The organism is Lachnoanaerobaculum sanguinis (assembly GCF_033242365.1).
Taxonomy (GTDB): Bacteria; Bacillota; Clostridia; order Lachnospirales; family Lachnospiraceae; genus Lachnoanaerobaculum; species Lachnoanaerobaculum sanguinis.
Genome location: NZ_BTHK01000003.1, coordinates 83,786 through 100,198, shown reverse-complemented (window position 1 = coordinate 100,198; position 16,413 = coordinate 83,786). Strand labels below are relative to the sequence as shown.

Sequence of the window (16,413 nt, the reverse complement as noted above, 5' to 3'; positions counted from 1 at the left end):
ATAAATTTATACATTAAATCTAAAGAGTATTACATCTCCATCCTGTACTACATATTCTTTACCTTCTATACGAACAAGCCCCTTTTCCTTGGCAGCAGATGTAGAGCCACAGTCAAGAAGATCCTGATAGTTGATAACCTCAGCTTTGATAAATCCACGCTCAAAGTCTGAGTGAATCTTTCCTGCCGCTCCCGGAGCCTTTGTGCCTTTCTTTATAGTCCAGGCTCTGCACTCATCCTCACCGGCTGTAAGATAGCTTAAAAGTCCAAGCAGATCATAGCTGGCTGCAATAAGCTTATCAAGACCTGACACCGAGATACCAAGAGCATCAAGATATTCTGCCTTTTCCTCATCATCCAGCTGTGAAATGTCTTCTTCAATGGCTGCACATACAACAAATACCTTTGCATTTGATTTTGCGGCATATTCTTTTACCTTAGCCACATACTCATTTGACGCACCGTCATCAGCAAGGTCATCCTCAGCTACATTTGCGGCAAAGATAACAGGCATATATGTGATAAGTCCTAGTGACTTTACGAATGCTAAGTCCTCTTCATCAGAAGATGTATAGCTGCTTGCCATATTGTCGTTTTCAAGTATATCCTTGAGCTCCAAAAGGATATCAAGCTCATGCTTTAGAGCTTTGTCATTCATTGCAGCTTTCTTTGTCTTTGCAATTCTTCTTTCCAAAATCTCAATATCGGAGAATATAAGCTCAAGATTGATAGTTTCGATATCTCTGATAGGATCAACACTTCCCTCTACATGGATGATATTTGAATCATCAAAGCATCTTACAACATGGATGATGGCATCACATTCACGAATATTTGATAAAAACTGGTTTCCAAGTCCTTCACCCTTGCTGGCACCCTTTACAAGACCGGCGATATCCACAAAGTCTATAAGTGCAGGTGTTACCTTTTTTGTATTATATAATTTGCCAAGTTCTTTTAATCTGTCATCCGGCACCGCTACAACACCTACATTAGGGTCAATAGTAGCAAAAGGATAGTTTGCAGCAGTGGCACCTGCCTTTGTCAATGAGTTAAATAATGTACTCTTACCTACATTCGGTAAGCCAACGATTCCTAGTTTCATATAAAAACCTTCTTTAAAATATTTTTGTTTGAATAATTATATTCGCAATAAAACCTGAATAAATATCAAGGTTAACCTGTTATATTTTAACATATAGGTATATAATTTAAAAGAGTAAAGCAAGGAGCTTTTGTGGAAAGGATGGACGGATGAAATTGCCGTATGGAGCAAATGAAGATGATTTTGAAAATATAAAAAAAATAGTTTCAGAATTTACAAATAATGACAAGAATTTAGATGAATCTACATTAGAAATAATGAATATAGCATATTCTACCGGAGGCGATTATTCGGATGAAACATTACTTGCTTATGTAAAAGCATATTTTGAAATGAATAGTACAAATCAGGATTTGTGAGGGCTTTAAAATGGAAGATTTTGTTTTAAATATTTTGGAATCATATCTTAAGTGGGAAAAAAAGAAAATAGAAATTAACTATGACAGTCTTTCTCAGGATCGTAAAAATGAACTGAGATTAGAATATGATGATGATGCGAAGTATTACCATAAAATTGTGGGATTGGAAAAGGAAGAAGCACTTTATGCAGATACAATAATATCATTTTGGACGCCATATCGCAGATTGCTTAAGTTGGAGGCGGGATGGATAGCATCTAAAACAAGCAGTAGTTTAGATGCTTTGAAAAGACAAATTAAAATTTAAGAGTCTTTATGTTACAGGACAGCAGAAGTAAAACAATTAGATAACTAATGTTTAAAAAGAAGGAGGTAACCTTGAATGTTAGAAGTAACATTTAGTCCATTAGTTCCTACGGATGCAAGTGAGAGTTTTTATGCTAAATTTTATAATCAGTTTTGTTTCATTCAAGTCAATGATGTTTTTTTAAGATTGTTAAAAGAACATCTTGCAGAAGAGGAAAAGGACGAATTACTAAATACACTTAATAACTCTCATGAAGATATAGATATGGCGGTAGCTTTTAGTCTTGGAGCAGGAATAATGAATGAAGGACTAATGAGGAAAAGGAAAGAGAATAGAGGCATATCTATAGAATTATTTAATTGCTTAAAGTTAGAGAATTTAGATCCGTTGGATTGGCACATAAAAGCATTTGAATTCTTAATGGTATATGCTATCTGCGAACAAGCTGTTAAAGAATATTTAGTTTCTAAAGGGAATAATAGTAGAAAAATAAAAGAAGATACACTCCTATATACTCTCTTTGATGAATTAGGAACAAGCAATTTAAAAGATAACTTTATTAAGGAAATAAAAAAAGGTTCTTCTTCAATTATTACATCTCAAAACGAATTAATATCTGCATGGAGATATTATACATTGTTTCGACATACCTTAGCTCATGCAGGGGGACGAACCACAGAAATAATGAAGGCTAAAATGGAAGAAGTAATAAGTAAAAATAGTAAGGAATTGGAGAGCATTAGTAATGCTATGTTTATAGAATGCCCAGAAGAGATATTTTTCAAATCACCTTTTGAGAACACTGTTATTTCTATTACTGATAAACATTTGAATTTTTTTCGTAATATGGCTATCTTAATTGTAGAAAGTCTTGAACGTGCAATTAATCCAAATGAATATGAGATTAGCGATTTTAATCCATATAAATTATAGAGTATTAAATTTTGAAAAGTATTTTAGACAAAGATTTATTAATAAATCCCAGTTTAGCAAGATATGGTTAAATTCAAACTTTACAAGGAGGAATTTTATGGATGTAATACAAGCGTTTCTTGATGGTGTTGCTATAGCGGCTATTTTTAACGGGGCGGTAGCTACCTTGGTACTCATTAATCCAAGATTCTTTTTTAATTCTTATCCAAAGGACATACAAAAGGCTGCACCCGAACAAATGACAAAACAGGAGAAGAAGATAAACAGGATATTAACCGTTTTCATTGTTGGAATTTGTTTTTCCCATTCGACAGCAAGCATTTTACACAAAGGGATTACCGGTTTTTGGAATGTGTTTTGGACGGGATATATTCAGTGGAGCATATTAAACTTAGGTGATTTTTTCTTGTTAGACTTTCTGTTGTTTCAGGGAAAGTATAAAAACAAAATTGTCATCCCAGGAACAGAAGGGCACAAGGATTATGAATTTAATAACTGGATGAAACATTTGGCAGTTGTTGAACATTTTCTAGTGATTCCTTTCTTATTTATTCCGGTTGTATCGGCAATTCAGGCTTTGTTTATTGTTTTTTTAGGAAGATAAGCAAGGAGCTTTTGTGGAAAGGATGACCGGATGAAATTGCCGTATGGAGCAAATGAAGATGATTTTGAAAATATAAAAAAAATAGTTTCAGAATTTACAAATAATGACAAGAATTTAGATGAATCTACATTAGAAATAATGAATATAGCATATTCTACCGGGGGTGATTATTCGGATGAAATACTACTTGAGTATGTAAAAGCTTATTTTAATATGAACAGTACAAATTAGAATTTACCGAGGTAACATAGAATGAAAAAGATGAGAGCAATAGTGGAAAAAGGGCGCTCAGGTGTTCCAAGACTGTTGTTTTTGATTTTGATGACTATTTTTCTTCTGACTGGTTGTTTGGTAAATACTGCCGGTTCAGTGCAAGAGGTCGAGAGCTATCATCAGATCGATCAAGATATGGCAAAGCAGATGATGACCCGGGATGACGGGCATGTGGTTGTAGATGCCCGCAGGCAAGATGAATACGATGCAGGCCATATTCCTGGCGCAATTCTAATTCCGAATGAGAGCATTGAAGCGGAGCGGCCGGAAGAACTCCCGGATCTGGATCAGATCATCCTGATTTACTGCCGAAGCGGGAACAGATCCAAGCAAGCAGCGCAAAAGCTTGCGAACATGGGATATACCAACATCTACGAATTCGGCGGGATCAACACCTGGTCCGGAGAGATCGTGACAGGAGAAACTACTATGGAGATACCGGAGGATATAAAAACAATCTATCTTGCAGGCGGCTGCTTCTGGGGAACGCAGAAGTTCTTTGATCAGTTTGTCGGCGTAATCCGAACAGAAGCAGGTTATGCAAACGGACCTGACGAAGCTCCGACCTATCAGGACGTCTGTAACAGCAGCGGGCATGCCGAGACAGTGCGGGTCGACTATGACCCTGCTGTAATTTCTCTGACTGATTTGCTGAATTACTATTTCATGGTGATCGATCCGCTCTCTGTAAACAAACAGGGCAATGATCGAGGCATCCAGTACCGGACGGGGATCTATTATACGGAAGAAGACCAGCTTCCGGAGATCGAAGCGGTTTATCGGGCGGAGGAAGAGAAAGCCGGAGCCAGGCTTGCTGTTGAACTGCTTCCGTTGGAAAACTTCTTCCCCGCAGAAGAGTATCACCAGAAGTATCTGGACAAGAATCCCGGCGGCTACTGCCATATCCCGCGCAGTTACTTTGATCTTCAGCAAAACAGCGCAGAAGAATCTGCAGATGAACTTCGGGTGCGGATCGGCGATTTGGCCTTTGAGGTCACACAGCACGCCGCCACGGAGTACGCCTTCACCGGCGAGTATGACGACTTCTTTGAAAAGGGCCTTTATGTCGACATTGTCAGCGGCGAACCGCTCTTTACATCCATGGACAAGTATAGTATAACTCTGGGTGTGGCTGGCCGGCGTTCACCAGGCCGATCGCGGAAGATGCTGTCACTGAGGCCGTGGACACTTCACATGGTATGGTCCGGACGGAAGTGCGCAGCAGCGGCGCGGATTCCCATCTGGGTCACGTGTTCAACGATGGTCCCCGCGAGTCCGGCGGGCTGCGTTATTGCATCAACTCGGCAGCTCTTAGATTCATTCCCTACGATGAACTGGAAGAACAAGGGTATGGGGAGTATCGGAAGCTCTTTGAGTAAGAATAATCAAAAATCAATACAAGGAGGCATATAGCAATGGAAGAAAAAAGAATCTATGAAATGGACATGGTAAAACAAGAAGACAAAAAAGCTGCAAAGAAAACACCTTTTTACCAAACAGAATCTACAGGAGGGTCGGTGTGGGTGATTAAACCGGGACAAACCTTGCAGAAGCACCGTCACCACAATTCTGATGATATCTGGATCATTTTACAGGGAGAAGGAATATTCTATCCCGAACCGGATAAAGAGATTCCCTTAAAAAAAGGACAGGTTATCGTTTCTCCTAAAGGTGCATGTCACGGCGCAATGAACACAGGAACAGAGGATATAGTTTTTGTGAGTATCGTTGCACCGGTTCCGGCAGATTATGATCCTATAGGCGAATGAAATACATTTTTTTGAATGTGTTTTGATACATTCAAGTTTGTCGAACTGAAAAATTGAATACTAAATGCGTAAGACGATAGAAAAGAAAAAAATCTATCGTCTTTTTTCATGCCTATTTTCAATTTATATTGCGATCAATAAATAGGGGAAACTCACTAATTAGCGAACTAGTATTTCAAGTACCTTTCACTAATATATACACGACAAAATGCTAATTCCCTTAAATATGTTAAAGACAATAAAGGAGATAAGATGATAAGGATCAGAAGTCCCACTAAGAAAAAACTAAATAGTAAGAGTATCAGCGATTGGAAAAGTAATACTTCTGGTCGCTTTTTTTATTGAAATGAAAAGGAGAAATTTAAAAAGATGAAACAAGAAATGATTAACATCAACGCCAACTTATTGGCGGAACCTACTTTCTCAAACTTTGAAAAAGACGGAGAAACGGTAGAAGTTGCAAATTTTACGCTTGTAAAAAAGTACGGTAAGGGTAAGGAGTATATCAACTGTGCAGCTTATGGAGAAAAGACAGAAATAGCAAAAGCCTTTGAGAAAGGCGATTTGATTCATATCTTCGGCTACTTTAAGAAGCGTGAAAAAGAGGGAAAGACTTACAAAAACTTTGTAGTGAAGTCATATAACAAGATTGAAAAGAAGGAAGAAAACGAGGAGGAATAAATATGGATTTTTTTGTTCAGGCAGTCAATGTATTACAGATTTTGGTTATGGCAGTAGGAGCCGGACTTGGAGCCTGGGGAGTCATTAACCTTATGGAGGGATATGGAAATGATAATCCAGGAGCAAATGCTCATGTACGGTAAGGAAGCAAGCAACCGAAAACAAGAGATAGACCGCCAGCACTACACTATTCCGAACCAAAGACCAAAAGATAAGCATTGTGGGAAAATCTAAACTTTTGGATTTTCCTACAATGCCGACTACGGCGGAATCCCTCCCACTCCTTATATCTTTCTTTCCGTATACATTGAATTTGTATTTAGTAAATGCTATAATGTCCCTATTCAAATTATAAATGTGTTGAATTAGTTACATGTACATATTTTTTGTGCCGGAGGAAGTGAAATGAAACAAAAAATTTATCTCATTACAGGCTTAATGGCTTCTGGAAAATCTACAGTTTCCGATTTACTGGCAAAATCAATAGAAAAATGCGTCCATCTTCGTGGTGATGTGTTCCGAAAAATGATTATTTCAGGCAGAGAAAATATGTCAGCTACCCCATCAGCGGAAGCAGTCCGCCAGCTGTACCTTCGATACAAATTGACTGCTGATGCGGCAAGGTCATACTTTGACAACGGCTTTTCTGTAGTGATCCAAGATAACTACTACGGTGATGAATTAAACCGAATGATAAATTATCTGCATAAATACCCTGTTGAGGTTGTCGTTCTTTGTCCAGATGTGGAAACAATAAAAGAAAGGGAACGATACAGGGAGAAAACAGGCTATTCCGGCTTTACGGTTGAAACCTTATACGATACATTTATGCAGACAACACCACGGATCGGCTTTTGGCTGGACAATTCCAATCAAACACCACAGCAGACAGCAGAAACCATTCTGAACACCAGGAAGCCGGTATGATTGTTACATATAAGGGGAAGAAAAATTTCTTTTAAGTACTTTCTTTCCTAAAACTGATGTGATATAATAGCTTCATTCCAGAAAAGGAGTAAAAAATATGCGGCAAGGTATTCTTAAATAAAACTATAATCAAATAGTGGGAACAAAGAATTATGATAGCTCCTTTTGTGGGGGCTTGGTTTTTTGTACCCAATTTAAGAATACTTTTGCCTTATCAATTTTGACATATTCAAAAAACAGCAATCACAAATAGGTGTATGCTGTATATGTGTATGTCCGCAAATTAGAATCCCCAGTGGTAAAAGTATTTTACTGCTGGGGATTTTTATGCCCTTTGGGGCTGTAAAGGGAGGACAATCACATGAAAATAATCAATATCGGCATTCTGGCCCATGTAGACGCAGGAAAAACTACATTGACAGAAAGTCTGCTATACACCAGTGGAGCGATTGCGGAACAGGGAAACGTGGATAAAGGGACCACAAGAACAGACACTATGATTTTGGAACGGCAACGGGGAATTACCATTCAGACAGCGGTTACTTCTTTTTATTGGAATGATTATAAAATCAATATCGTGGACACTCCCGGTCATATGGATTTTTTAACCGAAGCATACCGCTCTTTATCTGTCCTTGACGGAGCTGTTTTAGTCATTTCAGCAAAAGACGGCGTACAGGCACAAACCCGTATATTATTCCATGCGCTTCAGAAAATGGACATTCCGACAATTATCTTTATAAATAAGATAGACCAAAATGGGATCGACCTGCAGTGTGTTTACCAAAGCATTAAAGATAAACTTACCAGTGATATGATTGTCATGCAGGAGGTTTCCCTGTCGCCAAAGATAACCATGACCGATATTTCTGATTTAGACAAATGGGATATGATTATTTCCGGAAGCGATGAACTATTAGAACGATATGTTGCAGAGGATTCTTTGGATATACAGGAATTACAATATGAAAAGTGCAAAAGAACCAGATGCTGCTCTTTGTTTCCTGTTTATCATGGGAGTGCAAAAGACAATTTAGGAACAGAAAAACTGATTGAAGCGATTATAGAAACTTTCATTACAGAAACGGACGATATTCAGTCTGAATTATGTGGATATGTTTTTAAGGTTGAGTATACAGAGCGGAAAAAACGGCTTTCTTATTTACGCCTGTATCATGGGACGCTCCATTTACGGGATACCCTGCTGCTGTCAAAAAAGGAAAAAATAAAGATTACAGAAATGTGTATTCCGTCAAATGGTGAAATCGTCCCGGCTGACCATGCCTGTCCGGGAGAAATTGTTATTTTAGCTGATGATACTTTGAAACTGAACGATATCCTGGGAAATGAAAAACTCCTGCCTCACAAAACACGGATTGATAATCCCATGCCATTACTTCGGACAACGGTAGAGCCGCAAAAGCCGGAGCAAAGGGAAGCCCTGTTAAATGCCCTCGCAGAGATTGCTGATACAGACCCTCTTTTGCATTTTGACATTGATACTGTTACCCATGAGATTATGTTATCTTTTTTGGGAAAAGTACAGTTAGAAGTTATTTGTTCGCTATTAGAAGAAAAATATCATGTGGGCGTGGCTATGAAAGAGCCTTCGGTTATTTATCTGGAAAGACCGCAAAAAAAAGCGAGCTGCACGATTCATATTGAAGTGCCGCCGAATCCGTTTTGGGCATCTATTGGTTTGACTGTAACACCGCTTCCTGTTGGAAGCGGAACACAATATAAAAGCGAGGTATCTCTCGGCTATTTAAACCAAAGTTTTCAAAATGCCGTCATGGAGGGTGTGCGTTATGGAATGGAGCAGGGCTTATATGGCTGGGGAGTGACAGACTGCCAAATTTGTTTTGATTATGGAGTTTATTACAGCCCGGTCAGCACCCCCGCTGATTTTCGTTTTCTTGCGCCTGTCGTGTTGGAGCAGGCATTGAAAAAAGCAGGGACACAACTGTTGGAACCATACCTTTCCTTTACCCTTTTTGCACCGCAGGAATATCTTTCACGGGCTTATAATGATGCACCAAAGTATTGCGCAATCATTGAATCAACCAGACTTGAAAAAGATGAAGTTATTTTTAAGGGTGAAATCCCTGCCCGTTGTATCGGTGAATATAGGAATGATCTGAATTTTTATACAAATGGAAGAAGTGTCTGCATTACAGAATTAAAAGGGTATCAGGAAACTTCCGGCGAGCCTGTATTTCAGCCACGCCGCCCGAACAGCCGTTTAGACAAGATCCGGCATATGTTTCAGAAGATAATGTAACGTCTTGCGCAATGCAAGCGTTCATTGCTGGCTATTGCGAAATATCATTGATAAAATCAGCATCAGAGAGGAGGAACCATTTTGAACCAGAAACAGACGGATATTACAACAGGAAAGCAAATACGTCATCTGCGAACACAATCGGGAATGACACAGGAAGAACTGGCTGGGGAATTGAATGTTACCCGGCAGGCGCTATCGAATTGGGAGAGAGATGTTAATGAACCCGATTTAAATACGTTGAAAAAAATTTGTTTTCTTTTTGGAGTCCACATGGACGATTTTGCGAAGGAGGTAATAACAAAAATGGAAACATGTGAAAAAAAAGAGAAACGACAATTTAATAAGTATGATATGGCAATTGGACTTTTTTATGGTGTCGGGATATTTCTTGGCATTGGTATTTTCTTTGTTGGCGGTTTTATGACAATGTCGGGTGCAGGGTGGGGAGCATCACTATTTGGCGGTGGCTGTTTTTCTCTTGTATTTGGCTTGATATGCCATGCAGTTATTACATTGAGAAGAAATGACAAATGATGACATATCCTGCTTTCTAGACTTTTCGGTCATATCGCGTAAAAAAGCCGCTGCTTTTGGCTTTCCAATAGCGGCGGCAAAGGGAAATATCCTTTGAATACCTTACAGAAGAAAAGTTTTGCAGCATTATAAAAATAAAAGCCTATACCATTTTGGAAAGAAAAGATACATAATAGTCAAGACGGCAACAATCAGAAGTTATGGAGGGTAACAATGGAATATAGTAAGGAAGATTTAATGGAAGCAAAAAGGCAAATTTTGGGAGTGGGAGAGAACATGGGAACAGAGGAAAGTAAAAAAATCTGGGAGAAAAACGCACAATTTTGGGATAATGCAATGGGTGACAAATCTAATGAATTTCACAGAGAGGTAGTGCGTCCCAAAGTAACGGAACTTCTATCTCCTAATCCTGCGGATTACATTTTGGATATTGCGTGTGGCAATGGAAATTATTCTTCGTATCTTGCACAAAGAGGCGCTTCGATTGTCGCTTTTGATTACAGCAAAAAAATGATAGAATTGGCTAAAAGACGGCAATCACAATATGCAAAACAAATTGAATTTTGTGTAGCGGATGCGACCAATAGAGAAAGTATATTAGAATTAAAAAGAAATCGAGCCTTTACGAAAGCAGTTTCTAATATGGCAATTATGGATATTACGGATATTGAACCACTTCTTATGGCTGTTTATGAACTGTTGGAGGAAAGCGAAATTTTTGTCTTTGCAACGCAACACCCTTGTTTTATCACGTTGACTGAAAAATATATGACACCGCACAGTTACTATGGTATAGCGATTGAAGGGCAACCGGAGGAGCAGATTTATTATCATCGTTCCATACAAGATATTTTTAACCTTTGTTTTAGAGCTGGATTTGTCATTGATGGATTTTATGAAGAATGTTTCAAAAACAACAAAGAAATTCCTATGGTAATGATAGTAAGGCTTAAAAAGGTAAAACGTGATAGCTTAAAATAAATTCAAGTTTGCCGGATAAATAGCAAACCTGGCCGAGCCAGTCAACGGTCAAGATGAACGGGCTTCGCCCGCCGTTGACAGCCCCGCCCGGTTTTGCAGTTAGGCAGTCAAGGAGCGACAGCCTAAAGTGCTGCCGCCCCTTACTATCATAAAAAGCAACTACTAACCAGCCACAGCCCTTTTGGGAGGAAAGGGGGATTTTCCATGACCTGTACAGAAGAATATCGGGAACATATCGAGTACACTTTCCATGCCTTTTGCAAAGTCGTTATCCGAAATGCAACGATCAACGCAGCGAGGACACGGAGCAGGAAGCACAAAAGAGAAATATCCCTTGAATACCTCACAGACGAAAAGCACTACCCTTTAGGCACGACAGATGAATATTTCCAAGCCCCGGAGCCGGACGAGGAATACATACTTACCCTTTGCGGCGATACGGTCATTTTCAGCAGCGGCTTACTTGCGGAAGCCCTGTCACGGCTGGACGAACGGGAGCGGGAAATGATTTACCTGTCCTTTTTCAAGCGTATTCCACAGCACGAAATTGGCAGACAGTACGGGCGCAGCCGCAGCACAGCGGGCTACCATATCCGAAAAGTCCTACGGCAGCTCCAAGCGGAAATGGAGGGAATGGCATATGAGAAATAATAGGCTTCTCCCCTATGAAACAATCGTCCAAGCCACCAGCGGGGAGCCGGAAGCGGTGGGAACTGTATTGCAGTATTACCGCCGCCGCATACAATGTGCCGCCCGTGTGAATGGACGGGTAGACCAAGATACAGAGGACTACATCACCCAGACGCTTCTCACAGCTATTTTCAAGTTCCGCTTTGGGAGATAGCCCTACCGCCTACAACTGAATAACCGCCGCTTCGCCGGCAACCAGAAAGCAGTAAATCTATTCAACAGATTTGCTGCTTTTTTTCGTTCCTGTTTGGCATTTTTGAAAATCCCCAGTATGAAAAAACAAAAGGGAAAATTGCCGCCGCAGTTGGCAAAATCCCTTACTTATCCGTGGAGGGTATCAAAGAAAAAAATACTGCCATTGTCCGCCTTTTTCGGCTTGCGTGGTGTTGTAGGGAATAAGGGGAAATTCTAAAAATCTCCGTCCATTTTGCTTTGCGTGGTGTTGTAGGTAGTGAAAGGAAAATTTTCAAGATATGCCGGAATAGCGGGTAGCAAAGCCCTTTTGAAACGTCTTGTTAGCGGAAAGTACGGAAGCCGGGGAACGCCGGAGTTTTTCAGAGCAAGATTCTACCGCAGTACCAAAATTCGCTTATCGCTCATTTTGCCCCTGCGGGAATCTTGTTGGGGAGTGCCTTCCCCAAACCCTGCTTATGCGGCTTACGCCGCTGGAAAATCCCTCAAAATAATTTTTCGGATTTTTCAAAAACAGTTCCGCTTTACACCCTGTTTTTCTCCTATTAGTGAGAGGACACCACGCACAGCCGAAGGAGGTTTTACCATGCGAAAACGATATAACACGCCGCACCGCAGCCGGGTAGTCAAGACACGCATGACCGAGGAAGAATACGCCGAGTTTGCGGAAAGGCTTTCTGCTTACAACATGAGCCAAGCCGAGTTTATCCGGCAAGCCATAACCGGGGCAGCCATACGCCCCATCATAACCGTTTCCCCCGTCAATGACGAGTTGCTTGCCGCTGTCGGGAAGCTGACCGCCGAATACGGCAGGATCGGCGGCAACTTAAACCAGATAGCCCGGACGCTGAACGAGTGGCACAGCCCCTACCCGCAGCTTGCCGGGGAGGTACGGGCGGCGGTTTCCGACCTTGCTGCCCTAAAGTTTGAAGTCTTGCAGAAAGTGGGTGACGCTGTTGGCAACATTCAAACATATCAGCTCTAAAAATGCGGACTATGGCGCAGCGGAAGCCTATCTCACATTTGAGCATGACGAGTTTACCATGAAGCCCACCCTTGATGAAAACGGGCGGCTGATACCGAGGGAGGATTACCGCATTTCTTCCCTCAACTGTGGGGGCGAGGATTTCGCTGTTGCCTGTATGCGGGCTAATCTCCGCTATGAGAAAAACCAAAAACGGGAAGATGTGAAAAGCCACCACTATATCATCAGCTTTGACCCACGGGACGGGACAGACAACGGCTTGACCGTAGACCGGGCGCAGGAGCTGGGCGAGCAGTTCTGTAAAGAGCATTTCCCCGGACACCAAGCCTTAGTCTGCACCCACCCGGACGGGCATAACCACAGCGGCAATATCCATGTGCATATCGTCATCAACTCCCTGCGGATTTATGAAGTCCCGCTTCTGCCCTACATGGACAGACCAGCCGACACACGGGAGGGCTGCAAGCACCGCTGCACCAACGCCGCTATGGAATATTTCAAGAGTGAAGTCATGGAGATGTGCCACCGGGAGGGGCTTTACCAAATCGACCTCCTAAGCGGCAGCAAGGAACGGATAACCGAACGGGAATACTGGGCGGCAAAGAAAGGACAGCTTGCCCTTGATAAAGAGAACGCTGTCAGAGAAGCCGCAGGACAGCCGACCAAGCCCACCAAGTTTGAAACGGACAAGGCGAAGCTGCGCCGGACGATACGGCAGGCACTTTCCCAAGCTGGCAGCTTTGACGAATTTTCTTCCCTTTTGCTGCGGGAGGGTGTGACCGTCAAGGAGAGCCGGGGGCGGCTTTCCTACCTCACGCCGGACAGGACAAAGCCTATCACAGCCCGGAAGCTGGGGGACGATTTTGACAAGGCTGCTGTCCTTGTCCTGCTTACGCAGAACGCCCACAGAGCCGCCGAACAGAGCAAAGCCATACTCGAATACCCTGCCGCGGTTAAAAAGCTGTCACAAGGGGAAAAAACCACAAAAACCACCCCGGCAGACAACACCTTGCAGCGCATGGTTGACCGGGAAGCCAAGCGAGCCGAGGGCAAGGGCGTGGGCTATGACCGCTGGGCGGCAAAGCACAACCTAAAGCAAATGGCAGCTACCGTTACCGCCTATCAGCAGTACGGCTTTTCTTCCCCGGAGGAACTGGACGAAGCCTGTTCTGCCGCCTATACCGCCATGCGGGAAAGCCTTACAGAGCTGAAGCAGATGGAAAAGACGCTGAACGGGAAAAAGGAGCTGCAACGGCAGGTGCTTGCCTATTCCAAGACCCGCCCTGTCCGGGACGGGCTGAAACAGCAGAAAAACGCCAAAGCAAAAGCAGCCTACCGTCAGAAGTACGAAAGCGACTTTATCATAGCAGACGCAGCCGCCCGCTATTTCAGGGAAAACGGCATTTCCAAGCTGCCGAGCTATAAAGCCCTGCAAGCAGAGATTGAAACCCTTATCCAAGAGAAAAACAGCGGCTACAACGATTACCGGGCAAAACGGGAGGAATACCGCCGCTTACAGACTGTCAAGGGCAATATCGACCAGATTTTACACCGGGAGCGCAAGCCTGTGAAAAGGCAGGAACAGGAACGATAAAAACCGCCCCAAAATGTACCCGAACCTATACAGAACAAGGGGGCTGCCCCGTACCCTATCCGCAAATACCAAAGGATTTTTTAACGGGCTTATAGGGCAGAAAAAACCCGAAAATGATACCGAGATGATACAGAATTACCGCCGATACCGCCACACCAGCGGAAACGGCAGAAAGGAGCGCACCCATGCCAAGAATGAGCAAGAAACGGCGGCTGGAATGGTCTTTTTTCCTGCGGCAAGTGAAAGTCGGGAATTCCACCTGCGATCGTATCACATACAATGACCTCTGCCGGGGCTGTACCCATAGCTGCAAGCAGAGCTTCCGGGCGGTTATCATACTCTGCCCCCACTACTACTCCAAACGCCGGAAAAAGGAGGACAGGGACAATGGCAGATAACCGCAAGTATTACTACCTCAAGCTGAAAGAGAACTTTTTTGACAGCGACTCCATTGTGCTGCTGGAAGATATGAAAGACGGGATTTTATACTCCAATATCCTCTTGAAGCTGTACTTAAAATCGCTGAAAAACGGCGGGAAATTGCAGCTTGACGAGCATATCCCCTACACAGCGCAGATGATAGCGACACTGACCCGCCACCAGATAGGGACGGTTGAGAGGGCTTTAGAGATTTTCCGGCAGTTGGGGCTTGTGGAGCAGCTTGACAGCGGGGCTTTCTATATGACCGACATTGAGCTGATGATAGGACAGTCCTCTACCGAAGCCGAGCGGAAACGGGCTGCAAGACTGGAAAACAAGGCACTTTTACCGCCCCGGACAAAAGGCGGACATTTGTCCGACATTCGTCCACCAGAGATAGAGATAGAGTTAGAGAAAGAGATAGAGATAGAAAAAGAGAGAGAGGGAGAAACGGGACACCCCGCCCCCGCCGCTTATGGCAGATACAACAATGTGATACTGACCGATACAGAGCTTTCCGGGCTAAAAACAGAGTTGCCCGACAAGTGGGAGTATTATATTGACCGGCTTTCCTGCCATATCGCTTCCACCGGGAAACAGTACCACAGCCATGCAGCCACCATTTACAAGTGGGCGCAGGAGGACGCTGCCAAAGGCAAGGCTGCCCCGAAACAGGGCATACCCGATTATTCATGCAAGGAGGGCGAGAGCTTATGAAAAACGGAATTGAAGCTATGATTACGGACATTACAGCCACTACCGCCGAAGCGGAGGACTACACAGGCGAGGACGGGCTTTTATACTGCGGTAAGTGCCATACGCCCAAAGAAGCCTATTTTGCAGAGGGAAAGACTTGTTTCGGGCGTGACCGCCACCCGGCAGAGTGCGACTGCCAGCGGGCAGCCCGTGAAAAGCAGCAAGCCGCCGAAAGCCGACAGAAGCACCTTGAAAAAGTGGAGGACTTGAAACGCCGGGGCTTTACCGACCCTGCTATGCGGAACTGGACATTTGAGCATGACAACGGCAGAAACCCGCAGACCGAAACCGCCCGCTTTTATGTGGAGAGCTGGGAAACCATGCAGGCTGAAAATATCGGCTACCTGTTTTGGGGCGGCGTGGGGACGGGAAAAAGCTACCTTGCCGCCTGTATCGCCAACGCCCTTATGGAAAAAGAGGTTGCCGTCTGCATGACAAACTTTGCAACGATACTGGGTGACCTTGCCGCCAGCTTTGAGGGCAGGAACGAATATATTTCCCGCCTTTGCAGCTACCCTCTGCTGATACTTGATGATTTCGGTATGGAGCGAGGAACAGAATACGGGCTGGAACAGGTTTACAGCGTGATTGACAGCCGTTACCGAAGCGGCAAGCCGCTGATCGCCACGACCAACCTCACGCTGGAGGAATTGCAGCACCCGCAGGACACGCCCCACGCCCGTATCTATGACAGGCTGACTTCCATGTGCGCCCCCGTCCGCTTCACGGGCAGCAACTTCCGAAAGGAAACCGCACAGGAAAAGCTGGAACGCTTAAAGCAACTGATGAAGCAGCGAAAGGAGAGCCTATGACAGAAACGAAACAGACAAGCACCACCAAAACAGACCGCCGCCCGGACTGTGTGACGGAAATCCGCATGGGCAACTCCGTCCTTACCGTTTCCGGCTTCTTCAAGCAGGGCGCAACCGACACCGCAGCCGACAAGATGATGAAAGTGCTGGAAGCGGAAGCTGCTACACAAAAAACGGCGATTTGACCGACCATAAAGAAGCAGATTTG

At 43.4% G+C, this 16,413-nt stretch carries 22 protein-coding genes; 21 read left to right on the top strand and 1 reads right to left on the bottom strand.

Annotated elements, in window-relative coordinates; translation table 11 throughout:
• Positions 1–6: 6 nt before the first annotated feature.
• Positions 7–1,104, bottom strand: coding sequence for a redox-regulated ATPase YchF (gene ychF, locus SBH76_RS02890; protein ID WP_317976708.1), 1,098 nt, complete (start codon positions 1,102–1,104; stop codon positions 7–9).
• 149 nt (positions 1,105–1,253) lie between these two features.
• On the opposite strand from ychF, the gene SBH76_RS02885 reads away from it, so the two are divergent.
• The 21 genes from SBH76_RS02885 to SBH76_RS02780 all read left to right on the top strand — a co-directional run bounded on the left by SBH76_RS02885 (position 1,254) and on the right by SBH76_RS02780 (position 16,390).
• Complete coding sequence (locus SBH76_RS02885; RefSeq protein WP_060932320.1) at positions 1,254–1,463, top strand: hypothetical protein; 210 nt, start codon at positions 1,254–1,256, stop codon at positions 1,461–1,463.
• Positions 1,464–1,473: 10 nt separating this feature from the next.
• Complete coding sequence (locus SBH76_RS02880; protein ID WP_317976707.1) at positions 1,474–1,770, top strand: hypothetical protein; 297 nt, start codon at positions 1,474–1,476, stop codon at positions 1,768–1,770.
• Between the two features lie 75 nt (positions 1,771–1,845).
• Positions 1,846–2,703, top strand: a complete 858-nt coding sequence (locus tag SBH76_RS02875) for a hypothetical protein (RefSeq protein WP_315035957.1) — start codon at positions 1,846–1,848, stop codon at positions 2,701–2,703.
• Between the two features lie 97 nt (positions 2,704–2,800).
• On the top strand, positions 2,801–3,307 hold the full coding sequence (locus SBH76_RS02870; protein WP_060932322.1) for a hypothetical protein: 507 nt from the start codon (positions 2,801–2,803) through the stop codon (positions 3,305–3,307).
• Positions 3,308–3,337: 30 nt separating this feature from the next.
• Positions 3,338–3,538, top strand: a complete 201-nt coding sequence (locus SBH76_RS02865; protein ID WP_060932323.1) for a hypothetical protein — start codon at positions 3,338–3,340, stop codon at positions 3,536–3,538.
• Positions 3,539–3,559: 21 nt separating this feature from the next.
• Positions 3,560–4,993, top strand: a complete 1,434-nt coding sequence (gene msrA / locus SBH76_RS02860; RefSeq protein ID WP_432706861.1) for a peptide-methionine (S)-S-oxide reductase MsrA — start codon at positions 3,560–3,562, stop codon at positions 4,991–4,993.
• A gap of 2 nt (positions 4,994–4,995) precedes the next feature.
• Positions 4,996–5,349 (top strand): cupin domain-containing protein, encoded by a 354-nt coding sequence (locus SBH76_RS02850; protein ID WP_007593636.1) that lies wholly within the window; start codon positions 4,996–4,998, stop codon positions 5,347–5,349.
• A gap of 369 nt (positions 5,350–5,718) precedes the next feature.
• Positions 5,719–6,030: a single-stranded DNA-binding protein gene (locus tag SBH76_RS02845; RefSeq protein WP_007593624.1), complete on the top strand. Its 312-nt coding sequence runs from the start codon at positions 5,719–5,721 to the stop codon at positions 6,028–6,030.
• 2 nt (positions 6,031–6,032) lie between these two features.
• Positions 6,033–6,173, top strand: a complete 141-nt coding sequence (locus SBH76_RS02840) for a Maff2 family mobile element protein (RefSeq protein ID WP_007593623.1) — start codon at positions 6,033–6,035, stop codon at positions 6,171–6,173.
• 262 nt (positions 6,174–6,435) lie between these two features.
• Entirely contained in the window at positions 6,436–6,957 is a 522-nt protein-coding gene (locus tag SBH76_RS02835; protein WP_003505403.1) for a P-loop nucleotide/nucleoside kinase family protein, read from the top strand.
• A gap of 361 nt (positions 6,958–7,318) precedes the next feature.
• Positions 7,319–9,238, top strand: coding sequence for a tetracycline resistance ribosomal protection protein Tet(32) (gene tet(32) / locus SBH76_RS02830; RefSeq protein WP_003505402.1), 1,920 nt, complete (start codon positions 7,319–7,321; stop codon positions 9,236–9,238).
• 81 nt (positions 9,239–9,319) lie between these two features.
• Positions 9,320–9,775 carry an XRE family transcriptional regulator gene (locus tag SBH76_RS02825; protein ID WP_003505401.1) on the top strand — a complete coding sequence of 152 codons (456 nt, stop codon included), beginning with the start codon at positions 9,320–9,322 and terminating at the stop codon, positions 9,773–9,775.
• Positions 9,776–9,988: 213 nt separating this feature from the next.
• Positions 9,989–10,756, top strand: a complete 768-nt coding sequence (locus SBH76_RS02820; RefSeq protein ID WP_317976706.1) for a class I SAM-dependent methyltransferase — start codon at positions 9,989–9,991, stop codon at positions 10,754–10,756.
• Between the two features lie 204 nt (positions 10,757–10,960).
• A complete protein-coding gene (locus SBH76_RS02815) occupies positions 10,961–11,407 on the top strand; it encodes an RNA polymerase sigma factor (RefSeq protein ID WP_003505338.1) in 447 nt (148 codons plus the stop codon).
• Positions 11,397–11,600 carry a helix-turn-helix domain-containing protein gene (locus SBH76_RS02810; protein ID WP_003505336.1) on the top strand — a complete coding sequence of 68 codons (204 nt, stop codon included), beginning with the start codon at positions 11,397–11,399 and terminating at the stop codon, positions 11,598–11,600. The genes SBH76_RS02815 and SBH76_RS02810 overlap by 11 nt, the downstream gene beginning before the upstream one ends.
• Before the next feature lie 624 nt (positions 11,601–12,224).
• Positions 12,225–12,623, top strand: a complete 399-nt coding sequence (locus SBH76_RS02805) for a plasmid mobilization protein (RefSeq protein WP_002569238.1) — start codon at positions 12,225–12,227, stop codon at positions 12,621–12,623.
• Positions 12,595–14,217, top strand: coding sequence for a relaxase/mobilization nuclease domain-containing protein (locus tag SBH76_RS02800; RefSeq protein ID WP_002569237.1), 1,623 nt, complete (start codon positions 12,595–12,597; stop codon positions 14,215–14,217). Before SBH76_RS02805 ends, SBH76_RS02800 begins: the two co-directional genes overlap by 29 nt.
• Before the next feature lie 185 nt (positions 14,218–14,402).
• A complete protein-coding gene (locus tag SBH76_RS02795; protein ID WP_002569236.1) occupies positions 14,403–14,615 on the top strand; it encodes a hypothetical protein in 213 nt (70 codons plus the stop codon).
• A complete protein-coding gene (locus tag SBH76_RS02790; protein ID WP_002569235.1) occupies positions 14,605–15,354 on the top strand; it encodes a phage replisome organizer N-terminal domain-containing protein in 750 nt (249 codons plus the stop codon). The genes SBH76_RS02795 and SBH76_RS02790 overlap by 11 nt, the downstream gene beginning before the upstream one ends.
• Complete coding sequence (locus SBH76_RS02785; RefSeq protein ID WP_002569234.1) at positions 15,351–16,205, top strand: ATP-binding protein; 855 nt, start codon at positions 15,351–15,353, stop codon at positions 16,203–16,205. The genes SBH76_RS02790 and SBH76_RS02785 overlap by 4 nt, the downstream gene beginning before the upstream one ends.
• Entirely contained in the window at positions 16,202–16,390 is a 189-nt protein-coding gene (locus SBH76_RS02780) for a transposon-encoded TnpW family protein (RefSeq protein ID WP_002569233.1), read from the top strand. The genes SBH76_RS02785 and SBH76_RS02780 overlap by 4 nt, the downstream gene beginning before the upstream one ends.
• Positions 16,391–16,413 lie beyond the last annotated feature (23 nt).